General features: G+C 49.9%; 14 protein-coding genes and 2 tRNA genes. 6 read left to right on the forward strand and 10 right to left on the reverse strand.

Going from position 1 to position 16,566, the window contains the following annotated elements; translation table 11 throughout:
- Nucleotides 1–119: 119 nt before the first annotated feature.
- Nucleotides 120–1,208 carry a ferrochelatase gene (gene hemH / locus CRO05_RS00525; protein WP_097066574.1) on the forward strand — a complete coding sequence of 363 codons (1,089 nt, stop codon included), beginning with the start codon at nucleotides 120–122 and terminating at the stop codon, nucleotides 1,206–1,208.
- Between the two features lie 72 nt (nucleotides 1,209–1,280).
- Here the strand turns inward: hemH and CRO05_RS00530 are convergent, their stop codons facing one another.
- The 7 genes from CRO05_RS00530 to CRO05_RS00560 all read right to left on the reverse strand — a co-directional run bounded on the left by CRO05_RS00530 (nucleotide 1,281) and on the right by CRO05_RS00560 (nucleotide 8,885).
- Complete coding sequence (locus CRO05_RS00530) at nucleotides 1,281–1,952, reverse strand: DedA family protein (RefSeq protein ID WP_097065364.1); 672 nt, start codon at nucleotides 1,950–1,952, stop codon at nucleotides 1,281–1,283.
- A gap of 52 nt (nucleotides 1,953–2,004) precedes the next feature.
- Entirely contained in the window at nucleotides 2,005–2,937 is a 933-nt protein-coding gene (gene secF / locus CRO05_RS00535; protein ID WP_097065365.1) for a protein translocase subunit SecF, read from the reverse strand.
- 93 nt (nucleotides 2,938–3,030) lie between these two features.
- Nucleotides 3,031–4,875 carry a protein translocase subunit SecD gene (gene secD, locus CRO05_RS00540; protein ID WP_097065366.1) on the reverse strand — a complete coding sequence of 615 codons (1,845 nt, stop codon included), beginning with the start codon at nucleotides 4,873–4,875 and terminating at the stop codon, nucleotides 3,031–3,033.
- Between the two features lie 106 nt (nucleotides 4,876–4,981).
- On the reverse strand, nucleotides 4,982–5,317 hold the full coding sequence (gene yajC, locus CRO05_RS00545) for a preprotein translocase subunit YajC (RefSeq protein WP_090881812.1): 336 nt from the start codon (nucleotides 5,315–5,317) through the stop codon (nucleotides 4,982–4,984).
- 37 nt (nucleotides 5,318–5,354) lie between these two features.
- Nucleotides 5,355–6,461, reverse strand: a complete 1,107-nt coding sequence (gene tgt, locus CRO05_RS00550) for a tRNA guanosine(34) transglycosylase Tgt (RefSeq protein WP_097065367.1) — start codon at nucleotides 6,459–6,461, stop codon at nucleotides 5,355–5,357.
- A 107-nt stretch (nucleotides 6,462–6,568) separates the two neighbouring features.
- A complete protein-coding gene (gene queA, locus CRO05_RS00555) occupies nucleotides 6,569–7,621 on the reverse strand; it encodes a tRNA preQ1(34) S-adenosylmethionine ribosyltransferase-isomerase QueA (protein ID WP_097065368.1) in 1,053 nt (350 codons plus the stop codon).
- Nucleotides 7,622–8,474: 853 nt separating this feature from the next.
- Nucleotides 8,475–8,885, reverse strand: a complete 411-nt coding sequence (locus CRO05_RS00560) for a hypothetical protein (protein ID WP_143860870.1) — start codon at nucleotides 8,883–8,885, stop codon at nucleotides 8,475–8,477.
- Nucleotides 8,886–9,134: 249 nt separating this feature from the next.
- Here CRO05_RS00560 and CRO05_RS00565 point away from each other — a divergent pair, with 249 nt between their 5' ends.
- The 4 genes from CRO05_RS00565 (at nucleotide 9,135) to CRO05_RS00590 (ending at nucleotide 13,561) form a co-directional block, all read left to right on the forward strand.
- Entirely contained in the window at nucleotides 9,135–10,472 is a 1,338-nt protein-coding gene (locus tag CRO05_RS00565) for a P-loop NTPase fold protein (RefSeq protein WP_097065370.1), read from the forward strand.
- Between the two features lie 36 nt (nucleotides 10,473–10,508).
- Nucleotides 10,509–10,943 (forward strand): Rap1a/Tai family immunity protein, encoded by a 435-nt coding sequence (locus CRO05_RS00570; protein WP_143860871.1) that lies wholly within the window; start codon nucleotides 10,509–10,511, stop codon nucleotides 10,941–10,943.
- Nucleotides 10,944–11,657: 714 nt separating this feature from the next.
- Nucleotides 11,658–11,744, forward strand: a tRNA-Leu gene (locus CRO05_RS00580).
- Between the two features lie 1,046 nt (nucleotides 11,745–12,790).
- Nucleotides 12,791–13,561, forward strand: a complete 771-nt coding sequence (locus CRO05_RS00590; RefSeq protein ID WP_097065374.1) for a Kazal-type serine protease inhibitor domain protein — start codon at nucleotides 12,791–12,793, stop codon at nucleotides 13,559–13,561.
- A 139-nt stretch (nucleotides 13,562–13,700) separates the two neighbouring features.
- Here the strand turns inward: CRO05_RS00590 and CRO05_RS00595 are convergent, their stop codons facing one another.
- The 3 genes from CRO05_RS00595 to CRO05_RS00615 form a co-directional block, all read right to left on the reverse strand.
- Nucleotides 13,701–13,970: a hypothetical protein gene (locus tag CRO05_RS00595; RefSeq protein ID WP_143860872.1), complete on the reverse strand. Its 270-nt coding sequence runs from the start codon at nucleotides 13,968–13,970 to the stop codon at nucleotides 13,701–13,703.
- 650 nt (nucleotides 13,971–14,620) lie between these two features.
- Nucleotides 14,621–14,848: a putative cation transport regulator ChaB gene (chaB, locus tag CRO05_RS00605; RefSeq protein WP_090881825.1), complete on the reverse strand. Its 228-nt coding sequence runs from the start codon at nucleotides 14,846–14,848 to the stop codon at nucleotides 14,621–14,623.
- A 248-nt stretch (nucleotides 14,849–15,096) separates the two neighbouring features.
- Nucleotides 15,097–15,172, reverse strand: a tRNA-Met gene (locus CRO05_RS00615).
- Between the two features lie 198 nt (nucleotides 15,173–15,370).
- Here CRO05_RS00615 and CRO05_RS00620 point away from each other — a divergent pair.
- Nucleotides 15,371–16,540: a UbiH/UbiF family hydroxylase gene (locus CRO05_RS00620; protein ID WP_097065378.1), complete on the forward strand. Its 1,170-nt coding sequence runs from the start codon at nucleotides 15,371–15,373 to the stop codon at nucleotides 16,538–16,540.
- The last annotated feature ends 26 nt before the right edge of the window (nucleotides 16,541–16,566 follow it).

Raw genomic sequence — 16,566 nt, forward strand, 5'->3', positions numbered from 1 at the left:
ATCATTATCAGGGACTGGGACTAGGAGCCAGGAGAGGCGAAAATAGAATACATGGCACGCAGGCGCAGAAGACGAAACCAGCGTACTTATCGTTTTCCTGAGGGAACTGAAATAACTTGATCTCCTCCGAACCGGCTTACCAACATGGGGCGCAAAGCCAGACAGGCATATTGCTGATCAATCTGGGTACGCCTGACGCCCCAACCGCCCAAGCGCTGCGCCCTTATCTGAAACAGTTCCTGAGCAATCCCCGAGTGATCGAGATTTCGCCATGGGTGTGGTGGCCGATTCTGAACGGCATCATTCTGAATACTCGACCGAAAAAATCAGCGGAAAAGTACGCACAGGTCTGGACGCCGGAGGGTTCCCCGCTGAAAGTCCATACCGCGCGTCAAACCCAGCTACTAAGAGATGTTCTGGCAGAACGCGTTCAACCTGCACGACCGATGGTGGAATACGCCATGAGCATCGGCAATCCTTCCATCGCAGAGGTGCTGTGGGAAATGAAAAACCGTGGTTGTGAGCGCATTCTGGTGCTGCCGCTCTACCCCCAGTACGCGGCCAGCAGCACTGCGGCGGCATTCGATGGGGTATTTGCGCAACTGGGCAAGATGCGCAACACTCCCGCCATACGCACCGTGAAGCACTATCATGACCATCCCGGTTATATTGCCGCTCTGGCACAAAATGTACGCGATTACTGGGCTAAAAACGGTCGTCCCGACAGACTTGTGATGAGTTTTCACGGCGTGCCGCGCGTTAACCTGGATAAAGGTGATCCTTATCATTGCGAATGCCAGAAAACTGGCCGGCTGCTGGCCGAGGCGCTGGAACTGAATGCAAGCGAGTACCAGATTTGTTTTCAATCCCGTTTCGGGCGGGCCGAATGGCTGAGCCCGTATACCGCCGTTACGCTGGAGCAGCTCGGCAAGACAAATACCCGGAGGGTCGACGTCGTCTGTCCCGGTTTTGTTTCCGATTGCCTTGAGACCCTGGAGGAGATCGCCATGGAAGGCAAAGCCATTTTCATCCAGGCTGGGGGTCAGGAGTTTCATTACATCCCCTGCCTCAATGAGCGCGACGACTGGATACAGACCCTGGCCGATATCGCTCTCACCAATTTACAAGGATGGCTGGGGCTGGAGCATTCGGGCGAGAACAGGGCCGGGTCGCGGGAGCGGGCGCTAGGGCTGGGGGCCCGGGATTAGCGAGGACTAGCCAAGGAACAGGCAGGGTTAAAAAATGCGCTCAATCCCTGTTCGCTACGGCTGCGGCTACCGCTACGGCCCTTTTATCGGCGCCTGCGATGCCGCACGATTTCCAAGCCAGTTGCGTATGAATTGAATAATGCCCGGAAGAACGGAAATGATGATTATGCCGAAAATGAAATAGGTCAGATTGTTTTTGACGACCGGCACATTGCCAAAGAAAAAGCCGCCGAATACAAAAAAGCTGATCCAGAAAATACTGCCAAACGCGCTGTAAGCCAGGAAATAAGGGTAGACCATGCGGCCGATACCAGCAACGAAGGGGGCGAAGGTGCGAATAATGGGCAGAAAACGGGCAAAGATAATTGTTTTTCCGCCATGCCTTGCATAAAACTGGTTGGTTTTTTCCAGATGAGCGCGATTCAATAAAGGCGAGTCTGTCCGAGTAAACATTCTGGGCCCGAAATATCGCCCTATCCAGTAATTGGTATTGTCGCCGCAAACTGCGGCAAGCATGAGCAGCATCGCCAGCAGCTGAACATCCATTGCGCCGGTCGCGGCTATCGCACCCGCCACGAACAGCAATGAATCTCCCGGCAGGAACGGCATCACCACTAGTCCGGTCTCACAGAAAATGATCAAAAACAGAATGAGATAAACCCAGGTGCCGTAATTCTGAACCAGCCAGATGAGATGCCGATCCAGGTGCAGAATGATATCGATGAATGTGGTGAGAAGTTCCAAAACAACCCTTAAAGAGGACGAGGAAGACGCTGTTTAGATCCGGGTGGGGAAATCAAGGCACTATTTCCGCTCCCTCCTTCTTTTCAGGTTTCACAATATCCTCGCGCGAAACTCCCAGCAGCATGAGGAGAGGGCTTGCCACCAGCACGGAGGAATAAATACCAAAAAGGATGCCGATAGTAAGCGCCAGTGCGAAATAATGCAGTGCCTCGCCGCCAAAAAACAGCATGGAAACCACTACCATCTGCGTGCTGCCATGGGTGATGATGGTACGCGACATGGTGCGGGTAATTGCGTTGTTTATGACCTGCTCGACTGATGCCTTGCGCATTTTGCGGAAATTTTCCCGTATCCGGTCGAACACGACCACCGATTCATTTACCGAATAGCCAAGGATCGCGAGTATCGCGGCCAGCACGGTAAGTGAAAATTCCCACTGAAAGAACGCAAAGAAGCCAAGAATGATCACAACGTCATGCAAGTTGGCAATGATGCCGGAGACGCCGAATTTCCACTCGAAGCGCACCGCCAGATAAGCAACAATGCCGAGCGATACGATCAGTAGCGCCAACGCGCCATTTTCCACCAATTCCTTGCCCACTTGCGGCCCGACAAATTCTACCCTGCGCGTCTCAACTGTTTTGTCTTCCTGACTCAGCGCTGCCATCACCGTCTCCGATAACCTGGCGCTGGATGTGTCCGGTTTGGCCGGAAGCCGTATCATCACATCCCTCGATGTCCCGAAGTTCTGCACGCTTGCATCCGGCATGCCCAGTTTGATGAGTGTGTCTCGTATCTTGTTGATATTCGCCGGCTCGGCATAGCTGACCTCCATTACCGTGCCGCCGGTAAAGTCCACCCCTAGATTCAGTCCCTTGGTGACAAGGAAAAATACCGCGAGGATAAAAGTCAGCAGGGATATGGTGGTGGTATATTTTCCCCAGCTCATGAAGGGGATGTCGCGCTTGATTCTGAAAAATTCCATGCTGACCCTTTATTTTCTACTTATTTCCTGCTTACGCTTATTTCCTGCTATCCGCAATGGAGGCAAACCGGTCCGGCTCCGTCCATCCTGACGTCACCGTTTTTCGCTCGCCGGCTTCCATACTTGCCCGATGGGAATACGCTCCAGTTTGCGGCGATTGCCGTATATCAGATTTACCGCTCCGCGCGAAACCATGACCGCGCTGAATATTGAAGTCATAATACCCAAGCACAGCACCACGGCGAATCCCTTCACAGGGCCGCTACCAAACGCAAATAATGCGATACCCGCAATCAGGGTAGTAATATTGGAATCCAATATGGTGCCGAACGCTCGCTCATATCCCGCGTTAATCGCCGCCTGCGGCTGCATGCCCATCCGCAACTCATCACGGATACGTTCATTGATGAGCACGTTCGCATCGATCGCCATGCCGAGGGTGAGTGCAATCGCCGCCATGCCCGGCAGCGTCAGCGTAGCCTGCAGAATCGAAAGAAGACCTACCAGCAGCAGCAGATTCACGGCCAGCGCCATCACGGAAATAAAGCCAAACACCGAATAATAAATGGTCATGAAAACGGCAATCGCGGCAAAACCCCATAGCGTAGAATTGAATCCACGGGCAATGTTGTCCGCGCCCAGACTTGGGCCCACTGTACGCTCCTCGATGATATCCATGGGCGCAGCCAATGCGCCGGCGCGAAGTAATAGCGCAACATCGCGAGCTTCCTCCGTGGTCATGCTTCCGCTGATCTGCACCCGGCCGCCACCGATTTCCTCGCGGATTACCGGCGCGGTGATGACTTCGGCCTGATTTTTCTCGATCAGTAGAATTGCCATGCGCTTACCGACATTTTCTTTGGTCAACTGCCGAAATATGCGCGCCCCGTTGTTGTCGAGATTTAGATGCACCGCCGGCTGATTGTTGTTATCGAAACCGGCCTGAGCGTCATTGATGCGATCGCCCGTCAGCACCACCTGCTTTTTCACCAATATCGGGCCGCCGCCCCGCTCGGTGTAAAGCTCCGCGCCGAAGGGAATCTGCCCGCGCAATGCCGTGCTCACGTCGTGCTCTTCATCCACCATTCGGACTTCGAGCGTTGCGGTACGCCCGAGAATATCCTTGGCTTTGGCGGTATCCTGCACGCCGGGCAATTGCACAACCACACGGTCTACGCCAGCCTGCTGGATAATGGGTTCGGCCACCCCGAGTTCGTTCACACGGTTGCGCAGTGTCGTAATGTTTTGCTGTACGGCCGAGTCCTGTATGAGCTTCTCCGCTTCAGGCTTGAGCGTGGCTGTTAAATGAAACTCGCTGCCTATATTGTCTTCGCGTACATTTAAATCAGCGTAGGTCTTTTTTATTTCGGCTTCGGCCTGCGCGCGTGATTCGGCATTCCGAAACTTAACGATGATTTGTGAACCTCGCTTGTCGAGTCCCGCATAAGGAATCTTTTTTTCCCGCAGGCTGCCGCGTATATCGGCGCCAAAGCGGTCGAGGGCCTTGGAAATGGCGCCCTTCATGTCGACTTGCAACATGAAATGCACGCCGCCGCGCAGATCAAGCCCGAGATACATTGGCAGTGCGCCAATGCTGGTCAACCACCGGGGAGAGTTGGGAAGGAGATTCAGCGCGACCATGTAGCCGTTGCCGAGCGCCGACTGAAGCGTATCCCTGGCATTGATCTGGGTGTCGGTGTCGGGAAAGCGCACTTTGATGCCGCCTTCTTCAAGAAACATCCCGTTGGTTGGGAGATTCGTCTTCTTCAGCGCATCTTCAACCCGCTGCAAGAGCGCCGTATCGGCCTTGGCCGTCGTGCGCAGCGGGGAAATCTGCACCGCCGGCGATTCGCCAAAAAAATTGGGGAGTGTATAGATGAGCCCGAGCAGTATCGAAACCGCGATAATCAGGTATTTCCAGGAAGGATAGCGGTTCATGTTTTTGGAATAGAGAGGCAGAAAAAAGGGGTATAAGCAAGTTACGAGGGGCGTAAGAGATTTTGCCCCACCCTTCGCGCCTTGGCCTTCATCGGAGGTTCAATTATTATTCTTTCTCGATGCTGTTCAATGTTCCTTTGGGCAGCAGCGTCTGAACCGCTGTCTTTTGCATGATGACTTGCACATTTTCCGCAATCTGGAGTATTACGTAATTGCCGGTAACCTTGACCACGCGTCCCAGTTCGCCAGCGGTGGTTGCCACCTCATCACCCTTTTGCAGCGCCTCTATCATCATTTTCTGTTCTTTGGCCTTCTTCGCCTGGGGACGAATCAGCAGGAGGTAGAACACGACGAATATGCCAACCAGCGGCAGCAGGCTTAAAAAATCCGGACTTGCTTGGGCAGGAGCGGCGGCCTGAGCGAACGCTTCACTTATCAACATGGCATTTCTCCGGTGACAGTCTCAAAAAGAGGTGATTTTAGCATGATGCGGCGTGTGCTTGAAAAGCTTGCGCATATTCCTCGAACTGTCCGGTTTCGATGGCGGCGCGGATTTCACTCATCAACTGCTGGTAATAATACAGGTTATGCAGCGTGTTGAGACGCGCGCCGAGAATCTCGCCAATCCGCTGCAAATGATGCAGATAAGCGCGTGTGAAATGACGGCAGGTATAGCAACCGCACTGCTCATCCGGCGGGGCTGTATCCAGGCGATACTGGCTGTTGCGCAATTTGATTATTCCATTGCGCGTGAACAGCCAACCGTTGCGCGCATTGCGTGTTGGAAGCACGCAGTCGAACATGTCTATACCCTGGGACACGGCATTGACAATATCCGCAGGGGTGCCGACACCCATGAGATAGCGCGGCCTCTCCGGAGGTAATTGCGGTGCTACGTGTTTGAGAATGCGCTGCATGTCAGCCTTGGGCTCGCCTACCGATAGCCCGCCAATGGCATAACCGTCGAAGCCGATATCCAGCAGGCTGGATAGTGAGCGGTCGCGGAGATTTTCGTGCATTCCACCCTGGACAATGCCGAACAATGCATTGGAATTTCCCATATCGTTATGCGCACGTCTCGACCGTTCCGCCCAGCGCACGCTCAATTCCATGGATTCACGCGCAGCCGCCTCGTCCGCCGGGTAAGGTGTGCACTCGTCGAATATCATTACGATGTCGGAATTGAGCGTGCGCTGGATACGCATCGATTCTTCCGGCGTAAGAAAACAGGCATCGCCGTTCACCGGCGATCTGAACTTGACTCCCTCCTCCTCGATCTTTCTCATAACGCCAAGGCTGAATACCTGGAATCCTCCGGAATCCGTGAGGATAGGTCCATCCCAGCCCATGAAGCGGTGCAAGCCGGCATGCGCTTCGATTACCTCAAGACCGGGACGCAGCCATAGATGGAACGTGTTGCCAAGCACGATATGGGCGTTAACTTCCCGCAGTTCCGCCGGCGACATCGTTTTTACCGCGCCATAAGTGCCCACCGGCATGAAAGCGGGCGTCTCCACCGCGCCATGCGTCAGGGTCAGGGTCCCCCGGCGAGCAGAGCCGTCGGTGCGGTGCAACTTGAATTTCATATTAGCTCAAGCCACCGAAGGAAACGGTTTTATGAATGATATCGATGCTCATAGCGGCAATGACGTTTGTGCCGCTTGCTCGCCGGATGGTATAGGCGGATTCAAGTCTATGACTCCCTTTCGATCAGCATGGCATCGCCATAGCTGAAAAAACGATAGCGCTCGTCTATTGCATGTTGATAAGCCCGGCGGATATTTTCCAATCCGCCGAACGCCGACACCAGCATCAGCAAGGTCGAGCGCGGTAAATGAAAATTGGTCAGCAAACGCTCCACCACACGAAAACGATAACCTGGCGTGATAAAAATATCTGTCTCGCCACGACCGGCTTTTAATTCGTATCCGTCTTCGCCAGCTCCCTCGATCGTCGTTGCTGCGGCTTCCAGCGCTCGCAGCGACGTCGTACCGACTGCCAGTACTCGTCCCCCGACCGCTTTCGCATGCCTGATTGATTCGACCGTTTCAGCCGGCACATGGAAAATTTCCCTGTGCATCTTGTGATCTGTAATGTTTTCCACCCGCACAGGCTGAAACGTACCCAACCCTACATGCAACGTTACGTGGCTGATCACCACGTCCATTCTGCGCAACGCCTCAAGCATATGCTCGTCGAAATGCAAGCCCGCTGTCGGCGCCGCTACCGCGCCTGTCTGTTTCGCATAAACCGTCTGGTAACGCGCTTCGTCCGCTTGTGTCGCGGGCCGCGAAATGTAAGGCGGCAGCGGGAGATTGCCGTAACGCTCCAATAAATCGATTACAGCGCTGTCGTGATCGAAGCGCAAGGTATAGAAAGCGTCCTTGCTATTCAATACCGTCACCTCGATCGCATCAGAGAGAAGAAGCTTCGAACCCGGCATCGGCGGGTGACTCGAGCGAATGATCGCCATCGCACGGTGCGCATCCAGGACGCGCTCCACCATGACCTCGACCTTGCCTCCACTGTCTTTTACGCCGCACAGGCGCGCCTTGATGACGCGCGTGTCGTTGAATACCATTACGTCACCCGCGCGTAAATAGCCGGGCAGATCGGTGAACATCGCGCCCTGCAGCGTGCCCGTCGAACCTTCCAGATGCAGCATGCGGCTGCTGGCGCGCTGCTCGGGTGGAAACTGCGCGATAAGCTCAGGCGGTAGATGGAAATCGAAATCCTGAATTTTCATCGCGGGTATTATACCGATGCGCGCCGCATCCCTTGTGCAAGTTGCCGCGATTCAGGATTTCAGTAATAATGCCCCTCCTGAAATGAAGTGGCAAAGCTTTGCCGGGATGGCGGAATTGGTAGACGCACGGGACTCAAAATCCCGCGCTTACTATTAATAACATCATATCTATCAATAGCTTATAGCTTTCTTCTTATTGCTAATCACACCCCAATCACAATGGGGGTGTTAAATGGCAACAGTTCGCAAAGTGTCTTCTGGTAAATGGTCTGTCCAGGTTAGACGCAAGGGGTTTACCCCAATATCCAAATCCTTCATCAATCAGAAAAACGCTTATAGCTGGATTCGTTCAGTCGAATCCGATATGGATAAAGGCATTCATACCGATTGTGCTGCCACGTCCGTTATAACGCTGACTGATGCCCTTATTCGATATCGAAATGAAGTAACCCCATCTAAGAAAGGCCGTATTAGGGAAGCTGAACGTATCGCTGTTTGGTTGAAACATCCATTGGCTAAAAGATCGCTATCTTCTTTGAAGTCTACGGACTTCGTTAAACATAGGGATAGACGCTGTGCGCTTGTTGCCTCCAATACGGTGCGGCTAGAATTAGCTTTGGAGAGATTCCTACAAGAAACACCTAAACAAAGAACCTAGAATTGATACTAAGTATTGATGTTGTATTTATTTATTATTATATATAGATAATAGTAGGTACATTACTCAGATACATTCATACCTGAAGAACCGCATGGATATTAGATGTTTGAAATTAACAGTTATATAGAACGAATAAATAAGCTGGTGTCTCAGCGCATTAAACGAACTGCTAGACGTTGGCTTTTTAACTGATTACTTCTTTCGAAGTTGCATGCTGTGAACCTCCACAGATTTCGTCGATGCGGTGTAAGAAATATATTTCAATGAACCATAGGGACTAATCTGTTCATCATCATCGGAATTGGTGCCTGCCATAGGTCTAAACCACGCAGTAGCAAGAATGTCTTTCTTACCATCCAGCGTAAGTGACTTGGCAATACATTCCCGCAGTGCTTTATCTGTTAATTTGTCGTCAGGACGTTTCGTAATAAACGTAACTTGGACGTTGTAGATATCGCCACCGCCAGATGCTTTATTTAAATATTGTCTTTCTACTTCTGTCTTATAGCCGGGAATCTTCGCACAATTTAATTTCATTGTTGGCGCTTTAGCGAATGCGGTCGTAGCAAAAACAATAGCAAGAATTCCCAATAAGCTTTTCATAGAAGACCGTTTCTCAATTTGCATTCAGTGATTTTAAGGGGCTTTAAAGCATTTAATTCCATACGGGTATACTTACCCCCATTAGCCACCTGATTTAGATCGACTGTAGGGCTTCGTAGTGCGTTTGCGTGAGGCTAACACACCGTGCATATGCCGTTTATTTCCCTGCTCTACCTGATGAGCTAGCCCACTGCTAGAATGATATCCGAATATCCCTATTTGGGAAAAACAATCATAGGAAAATTCTAAATGAGGTTGACAGTACCGCCGTTAGAAATAGGTGAGGATGAGGGTTTTTCGAAAGATAAGGATATCTTCAAACGTAAAGGATTTGGCGAACAACTATCAAATCTCATAGAAAATACTGACGGGGAATTGGTAATAGCATTGGATGCGCCATGGGGGGAAGGAAAAAGTACGTTCGTTAAGATGTGGCGCGGTCATCTGAAGCAAAAAGACAACGGCATTCATACCATATACTTTGATGCCTTTGAGAGTGATCATCAAAGCTCACCGTTTCTGGCCCTGGCTAGTGAAATATACAATTTACTTGAGAAGAAAACGGAAAAAACGCGATTTGAAAAGAAAGTGGGATCAGCACTAAAAACAATCGGAAAAGTAGGGCTTCAGGCAGGGGTCAGGATTCTTACTGGCGTCACATTGAATGAAACAACATTGGATGCTGGTACTCAGCAGGATATTGCAGCTTCAGTTTCAAATGCCACGGATAAATATATATCCGACAAGCTGAAGTTAGCATCGAAGGACAAAGTAATCATAAAGGAATTTAAGGAATACTTAAAAGATTTACCCCCGAAACTTTCCTATAACGGAAAATCAATTGTTTTTATTATTGATGAGCTGGATAGATGCAAGCCACCCTTCGCACTTGAAATCGTTGAAATTGTTAAGCATCTATTTGCAGTCCCTAACATAACATTTGTTCTGGTTATGAACAGAACACAATTGGAAGCATCCGTCAGAAATGAATACGGTACGGCTGATGCGTCAAAATATTTACAAAAGTTTATCAATCTTTATCTATCCCTTCCAAAAGTTCAGGTAAGCGACGAACGTACAACCAAGGTGTACCTGAGGCACTGCGTAAAGCAAATGGAAATGGAAGGACAGACACCGAACCAAAATGAATGGATAGCGATGTTCGAAGAATTGGTGGATCATTACAACCTGTCGCTTAGGGAAATAGAAAGATGTTTAACCAATTTTTCTTTTATTCGCAGCGGGATAGAAGGTAATTTTGCTAGTTTTTATAATTGGATAGCAGTCTATGTATGCATCATTAAAGTCAAATACTTAGAAGAATATAATCAATTGTCATCTTCTAAAATTAGCTACATTGATTTGTTTAAAAGAACGGATCTTACTAATTTAGTTGATAGAAACCCACAGGATAGTTCAGCGGAAAACCACAACCTGAAATGGGCGTTACGCTATTGTTTAATGGATGAAAGCGAACATCTAAGTTTTATTGAGAGAGGACATCCTTTCGGTTCTTTGGATACTATAACCAGCAGAAATGCTATAAAAACCATATGCCAATGGTTGGATTCATTTCGAATGAATTAGATAAAATCTTATAACCAACAAAAAAATAGGTAGTTTGTGAAGATTTTTGCTGTAATTATTGCTGTATGGTTTTTTATCCCCACATCTGAAACTAGCGCTTATGACTTCGCACATGAGTCAAAAAGTGGTAGCGGTTGGATGAACATGTGCGGGAAATATGGCACAGATGAATTCCTGGACACTATGTGTGAGCTTTATACAGGCGGGATTATTGAAGGTGGGATTATTGGCTATTTAAGGGAAAGACGGGATATGGCAGCCGATAAACCATTAGATAATAATCCAAATGCAATGTTTTATTGCAAAACAAAAGACCAAACTACTAAGCAACACATACTGGTTATAAAAAAATATATAGAAGATCACCCCAAATTCCTTCATATGCCTGCGGTCATTTTGATCATTCAGGCATTATCTGAGGCTTTTCCGTACCCCTGTCAAAATAGGGGCAATGAAGAATCCGGGCAATAGCGATTTTTCTGAGAAAGCTAATCACCTATATATGATTTAGGGCTTCTTACTACCAGCAATGATAGTTTTCATTTATTCCGTTCTTTCTTCCATTCCTCATACCTCCTCTCATACTCAGCTTTTGGAGTCCACTTGTACCCAAAGGTAAGACTTTGAGGTTCCCCGTGTCCTTTATACTTAGAGGTATTCATCGGAATGCTGGTACTAGGCTGACTAGGTGTTGAGCTATGTATCCACGGCTTTATATGCCCCTTATCCTCACAGATCACATATTTGCTTATCGGGTCTGTGTGACAACGAACGTCAGCGTAGCTTTCTTCTACAGACATACCATACATGAAAACTACGGGTGCAATTGCTAAAAGCATTTTCATCTCAGATAACCTCATTTGCGTCTGCCAAGATTAGCTATGCAATCAACAGCAAGATCCATACTACTATATTTAATCTAAACAAATCAAGAAGATAGTGTAGAACGACTTTGATGTGTAAGAATAATCAGAATAGTGGCTGATATCCAGAATTTCCGTGAGATTTTATTTCGTTGTGATGCACTATATAGCAAAAGACCCCGCCCCCCTTGCTACCCCATGAGGGGAATATGACAAATAGAATCACAATTCAATCACAGTGACGGCTTCCGCTGCCACATATTATTCGTTATAATTAGTACCTCTTAAAAACTAAGGTGTTGATTAGTAATAAGAAAACTTTGCCGGGATGGCGGAATTGGTAGACGCACGGGACTCAAAATCCCGCGACCGCGAGGTCATGGGGGTTCGATTCCCCCTCCCGGCACCAAAAAGGCCTTTCAGTGAATATCAGAACATCCAGAGTAATGTAACGGGCTCGGGGGATTTTAAGTCCCTTGTGTTATCGATTCCCAGTTTCTTCGCCCCTTCCCCAAAATTTAGCGCATAACGTCCTGTCTTATACCGCTTCTGACGTCCCCCAATTTCAAAAACAAACACCTCAACTGTGCTAAGATTTGTAAGTCATACCACCGGATTAATAGAAAGGTCGCTATGTCGCTCAATCTGGACTCAGAGACGATCACGATCAGGTGTCCTCACTGCTCAATAATGTATGAGGAGATAATCTCGCGGCTGAAGTACGAGCCGAAGCTTTCCTGCCCAAGCTGTGAAAAGTATGTGGGTGTGAATCTTCTGGAGCTGTATACCGCGCTTGAGTCAGTTCAAAGTTCCTGTGATGCTCTCCTCCAAAAATTGGCCAACGGACCCAGCGGTAGAGGTCTGTCCTGAGCAACAAATACTGAGCAATAACAGGGCGTGATCCGCCATAAGAGGCTGACGCCCTGTGTTGCTGTGTTGTTATACGCCCGCCTTTGATGCGCCCATTCGAATAGCCGAATAACCGGAAATTCCCCATGGCGTTCCTGCCAAGCTGAGACACAAGAAAGGCCCCGCGCCCACGCGGTGCGGTCTAGCACCGTCACGGTGACGCGCAAGAAGCAGCGCCTGTCCAGGAATTTGCCATTACCAACTTGCTGGATAGGTGCATCGATCCGAAATTCCTTACCGCTGTTTCCCTTGCTGCCGTTTTCCCTGCCTGTTTCTCCTGCTACCACGCTCGTCAATTTAGCAAAATATTCTCGTCTTTTATTCGCCATTTAATGCGACAAAGCCACGTAGTGTTTTGAAATTCTGGAAATAAACTTGACTATAAGGTAAACACTGCTATGAATAAATCTCGGAATCCAGTTGCTATTCCCGTTGGGGAATGGCGAAAGGTCAATGATGCACATAAGGCCTGTTCATGACGTCAACATTTAATGGAATTGCGAGATTAATTTGGTGCCAAATTCAAACAACAAGGAGGTCGTTATCATGAAACAGTTGCGCGCGATCGGGGTCTTTTCCGTACTGGTGGGTTTATGGGGTTTGCTTGGCCCCACCGGGATTATTCCGGCATCCCAGGCAGAGCCGCTGAAGCCTTCCAAGACAATCAAAACGGAATACCAGTATTCCGCCAAGGTCGCTTGTTCACTGCTGTTGCCTCATCAGGACGGCACATTGGCGCGCGGCACCTACCGCACCACGGTCAACATACATAATCCCAGCGACAAAAAAATCACCGTTGCCGCCAAGGTGGCGCTTGCGACACAGTTTGGCTCCGAGCCCGGACCATTCGGCGTGACGCCATTCAAGGAAGCGGTTATACAGCCGGATGGGGCTGTCGGCGTAAATTGTTTTGATATTGCAGGCTACTTTTGCCCGATCGATGGAGTTTGCGTGGATTTCGCGTTTCTTGAAGGATTTCTGGTTGTGAAAAGTCCGGTACCGCTGGATGTTGTCGGCGTTTATACCGCCCGCCATACGGACGGAGATGTGGAATCCATAGATGTAGAAGCGATAGAGCCACGGAAGCTAACCGAGACAGTCAAGATTGGCGCCGAAGAGCCGGCCAAACCAGGAGGCAAGCGCGTCGATTATCCGCCCAAGGGAAGCTCCGCGTACGGCGATAAAGAACCCAAACAAATGTGTGGCGGAATCGCCGGATTTCCCTGCCCTGAGGGCAAGAAGTGCGTGGATGACCCATCGGACAACTGCGATCCTGCCCGAGGTGGAGCCGACTGCAGCGGTATCTGTGTGAAGTAGCGTAGGACGATGTTGAAAAGAATTTGAGAGCGACGGGAAGTGGTAAGAATCAAGCCGGGGAATTAGATCACTGGATTGAAACCCGCTTCCAGTTGCTCACATATTTATTTTTGAGGGCCGATTCCTGCCGAGCGGGTGATCAAACCCCTTCGGCTCCTTCATGAGCCTTTTCATAATATCGAAGATCCTTTGCGGCCTTTTTCATCTGCCGAAAAAAGACATCGTTGGATTCAGAATTGAGGTCGCCGCGGATGAAAGCAGGAAAGCAGATCTCTTTCGGATTTACCGGCAGTGTGGGCGACCGATCCGCTTCCAGGCTGGCTTCCAGGCTAGAAAATAAATCATCCAGCTGATCGTCACATGACGGATTGCCACTTAAGCCGAACATGTCTATTAAATTTGATTTCATTATCTACGCTTTCTTACTATTGTGAGAGTAATTAAATCCGGATCGATTACATACGATTAAACGGGCTGTTTCGACATCACATCCAAACGACGCGAGCCGGGCCACGCTTGCATTTGACTACAAGTAAAATAATCGCAGCACTGGGCCAATGTTCTCACTCCTCAATGGTGGATTCTGTGCGGTACTCCACAGACAAGGCGCGTTAAACTTGATCAGTATGGGTCAGGGTTAGATGCTGTTGATCCGATGAGCAATAGCACAAGTGGGCCACCAAAGCTGATATGCAATAGCGTGATGCGCGCCACTCGTTGATCTGGATTCCTGGTTCATCGAAACTATTGCGAAATACGATCCAGGTCGCGCCGCGGTGGCGCAAACGTACGCAGGTAGCATGAGAGTGCTCCCGCCCAAGTTTGAAGTCTATCGAAAAGCAGGGTTCTTGTTTACTGGCCTTAACCTGACCAATAAGCTGGTAGCGCACGCAATCAAAAGCGAACCTACGCGCGGTAAAGTGGAAGGGCTGTTTAACGAAACGTCCGACCCCGGCTTTTTGTTAATACTGTCGGGATGGAAGAGAATATTGTTCGCTGATATCGGGAACGAAGCGATAACGAGGGGGCCGAGCGCCCGTTTTCCTTGACTTGAGAACGTTATGACTTCTTGCGCCATTCATCACCACTTTTCTCATATTCCTTTTTTACCGCCGCCCAGGCTACTTTGTGCGCCGTCTCTTCGCGTGAGGCATGGCCTCTGCGATCATCCGGATCCTTATATTCATCCCAGGCATTATTGAAAGCCGCCCGGTATATCTCTCTGGCATGCTTCGGCAATACATTTTTGACGTTTTCAGGAAGTTCTTCTATTGTGTCGTATGGCATGACGTTTCTCCTGGACCGCAGGTGGATGGGACGGAATTAGCGAATACCGAGCTTTTTTTGCAAGGCAAAACCGAAAAGAAGCATAAATTTAATATAGCAGACTTGCCTCAGGATGCCATTGAGCACCTCAATTCCGGATCGGTGAAAGCTTGTTTTGCTGGAGAGTTACGGCAAGCGCGGCCATTCGTCGGCTATACGCGGCATTGACAAGCAGGCGGGTAATCGGACTCAGCCGCTGAGTTGAGCTATGGTAGCGAATCCCAGATTCGAACTGGGGACCAACGGATTATGATTCCGCTGCTCTAACCACTGAGCTAATTCGCCACATGTTATATCGGAGGGGTTGCAATTGTGCCCTTGCAAGGCCACTCTGTCAAGATTTACAAGGGCTTGCGCATAGTATCTTCATGATCTGCAAGAGAAACCATGACTCTTGCCACCTTCAGAAACTCGGTCGGTGTGACGCCTCGAGGTCGAGGCGCAACCTCCCCCATCGATTGAAACGGTCTGTATAATGCCTTGATGAAATTCGATGTCTGTATTATTGGCGGCGGACTTGTAGGCGCAAGCCTGGCGCTTGCTCTCAAAGGCAGCGGCCTCAGGATCGCGCTGGTCGAGTCGCGCTTGCCAATTCCGCTTCCTGCCGATGATAGCTGGGACAGCAGAATTTATGCCATTAGTCCGGGCAGCGCTGGCTTTCTGCAAAACCTGGGAGTGTGGAAAGCACTCGACGAAGCTCGCATTACCCCCGTTTATAACATGGCCGTGTTTGGCGACGACAGCGCCGCACGGATCGATTTCAGCGCTTACGATATCGGGTTCCCTGAACTGGCGTTCATCGTAGAGAATCGGCGGCTCCAAACCGCTGTGTGGGGTGCCCTCAAGCGTCAGAAAAAGTACGTCAAGATTTTCTGTCCCGCGCAATGCGCCTCGGTAACCTGGGCTGAATCTCATGCCGACTTACATCTGGATGACGGAACCACATTGGAGGCGGCCCTGATTGTAGGTGCCGATGGCCTGAATTCCTGGGTACGCGAGCAGGCCAAAATTGAGGTGGTGCGTCATTCTTATCAGCAGACGGGCGTGGTGGCAAATTTCAATACCGAGCGGAGTCACAGAAATGTCGCCCACCAATGGTTCCGTCGGGACGGGGTGTTGGCACTGTTGCCATTGCCGGACAAGCTGGTATCCATGGTATGGTCGGCAAAGGAAGAGCGTGCGCGGGCGTTGCTTGATTTATCTGAAACGGAATTGTGCCACGAGGTCACCAATGCGTCTTACCGCGCTTTGGGCGAGTTGCAACTGGTTACACGGCCTGCCGCTTTTCCGCTGAGTTTCGTACATGTCAAGAAACTTGTGCAGCCGCGTCTTGCCCTTATCGGCGATGCTGCCCATGGCATCCACCCCCTGGCTGGACAAGGCGTCAACCTGGGCTTGCGCGATGCACAGGAGTTGGCTTCCACTATCCTTGCGCGTGGCTTGCAGCCGGATTGTGGCGATTACCTGTTGCTTCGCCGTTATGAGCGGGCACGCAAGGAAGATATTCTGGCCCTGGAACTGGTTACCGATGGTTTACAGAAGTTGTTCGACAACACTAATCCAACGCTTGTTCGCTTGCGAAATTTGGGTTTGGGACTCACCAATCGGTTGCCCCTCATAAAGGACCGTTTGATGCAGCATGCGCTAAGCTGAGACCAAACCAGGACTCCGTGATAAGG

It is taken from the genome of Nitrosovibrio sp. Nv4 (genome assembly GCF_900215485.1).
In the GTDB taxonomy this organism is placed as follows: domain Bacteria; phylum Pseudomonadota; class Gammaproteobacteria; order Burkholderiales; family Nitrosomonadaceae; genus Nitrosospira.

What these genes read in the sequence shown, in the direction of transcription:
- CRO05_RS00565 (WP_097065370.1), top strand. Translation starts at nt 9,135, where the DNA reads ATGAGGTTGACAGTACCGCCGTTAGAAATAGGTGAGGATGAGGGTTTT.
- CRO05_RS00595 (WP_143860872.1), bottom strand. Translation starts at nt 13,970, where the DNA reads ATGAAATCAAATTTAATAGACATGTTCGGCTTAAGTGGCAATCCGTCA.
- secD (WP_097065366.1), bottom strand. Translation starts at nt 4,875, where the DNA reads ATGAACCGCTATCCTTCCTGGAAATACCTGATTATCGCGGTTTCGATA.
- tgt (WP_097065367.1), bottom strand. Translation starts at nt 6,461, where the DNA reads ATGAAATTCAAGTTGCACCGCACCGACGGCTCTGCTCGCCGGGGGACC.
- CRO05_RS00590 (WP_097065374.1), top strand. Translation starts at nt 12,791, where the DNA reads ATGAAACAGTTGCGCGCGATCGGGGTCTTTTCCGTACTGGTGGGTTTA.
- secF (WP_097065365.1), bottom strand. Translation starts at nt 2,937, where the DNA reads ATGGAATTTTTCAGAATCAAGCGCGACATCCCCTTCATGAGCTGGGGA.
- CRO05_RS00560 (WP_143860870.1), bottom strand. Translation starts at nt 8,885, where the DNA reads ATGAAAAGCTTATTGGGAATTCTTGCTATTGTTTTTGCTACGACCGCA.
- yajC (WP_090881812.1), bottom strand. Translation starts at nt 5,317, where the DNA reads ATGTTGATAAGTGAAGCGTTCGCTCAGGCCGCCGCTCCTGCCCAAGCA.
- queA (WP_097065368.1), bottom strand. Translation starts at nt 7,621, where the DNA reads ATGAAAATTCAGGATTTCGATTTCCATCTACCGCCTGAGCTTATCGCG.
- chaB (WP_090881825.1), bottom strand. Translation starts at nt 14,848, where the DNA reads ATGCCATACGACACAATAGAAGAACTTCCTGAAAACGTCAAAAATGTA.
- CRO05_RS00620 (WP_097065378.1), top strand. Translation starts at nt 15,371, where the DNA reads ATGAAATTCGATGTCTGTATTATTGGCGGCGGACTTGTAGGCGCAAGC.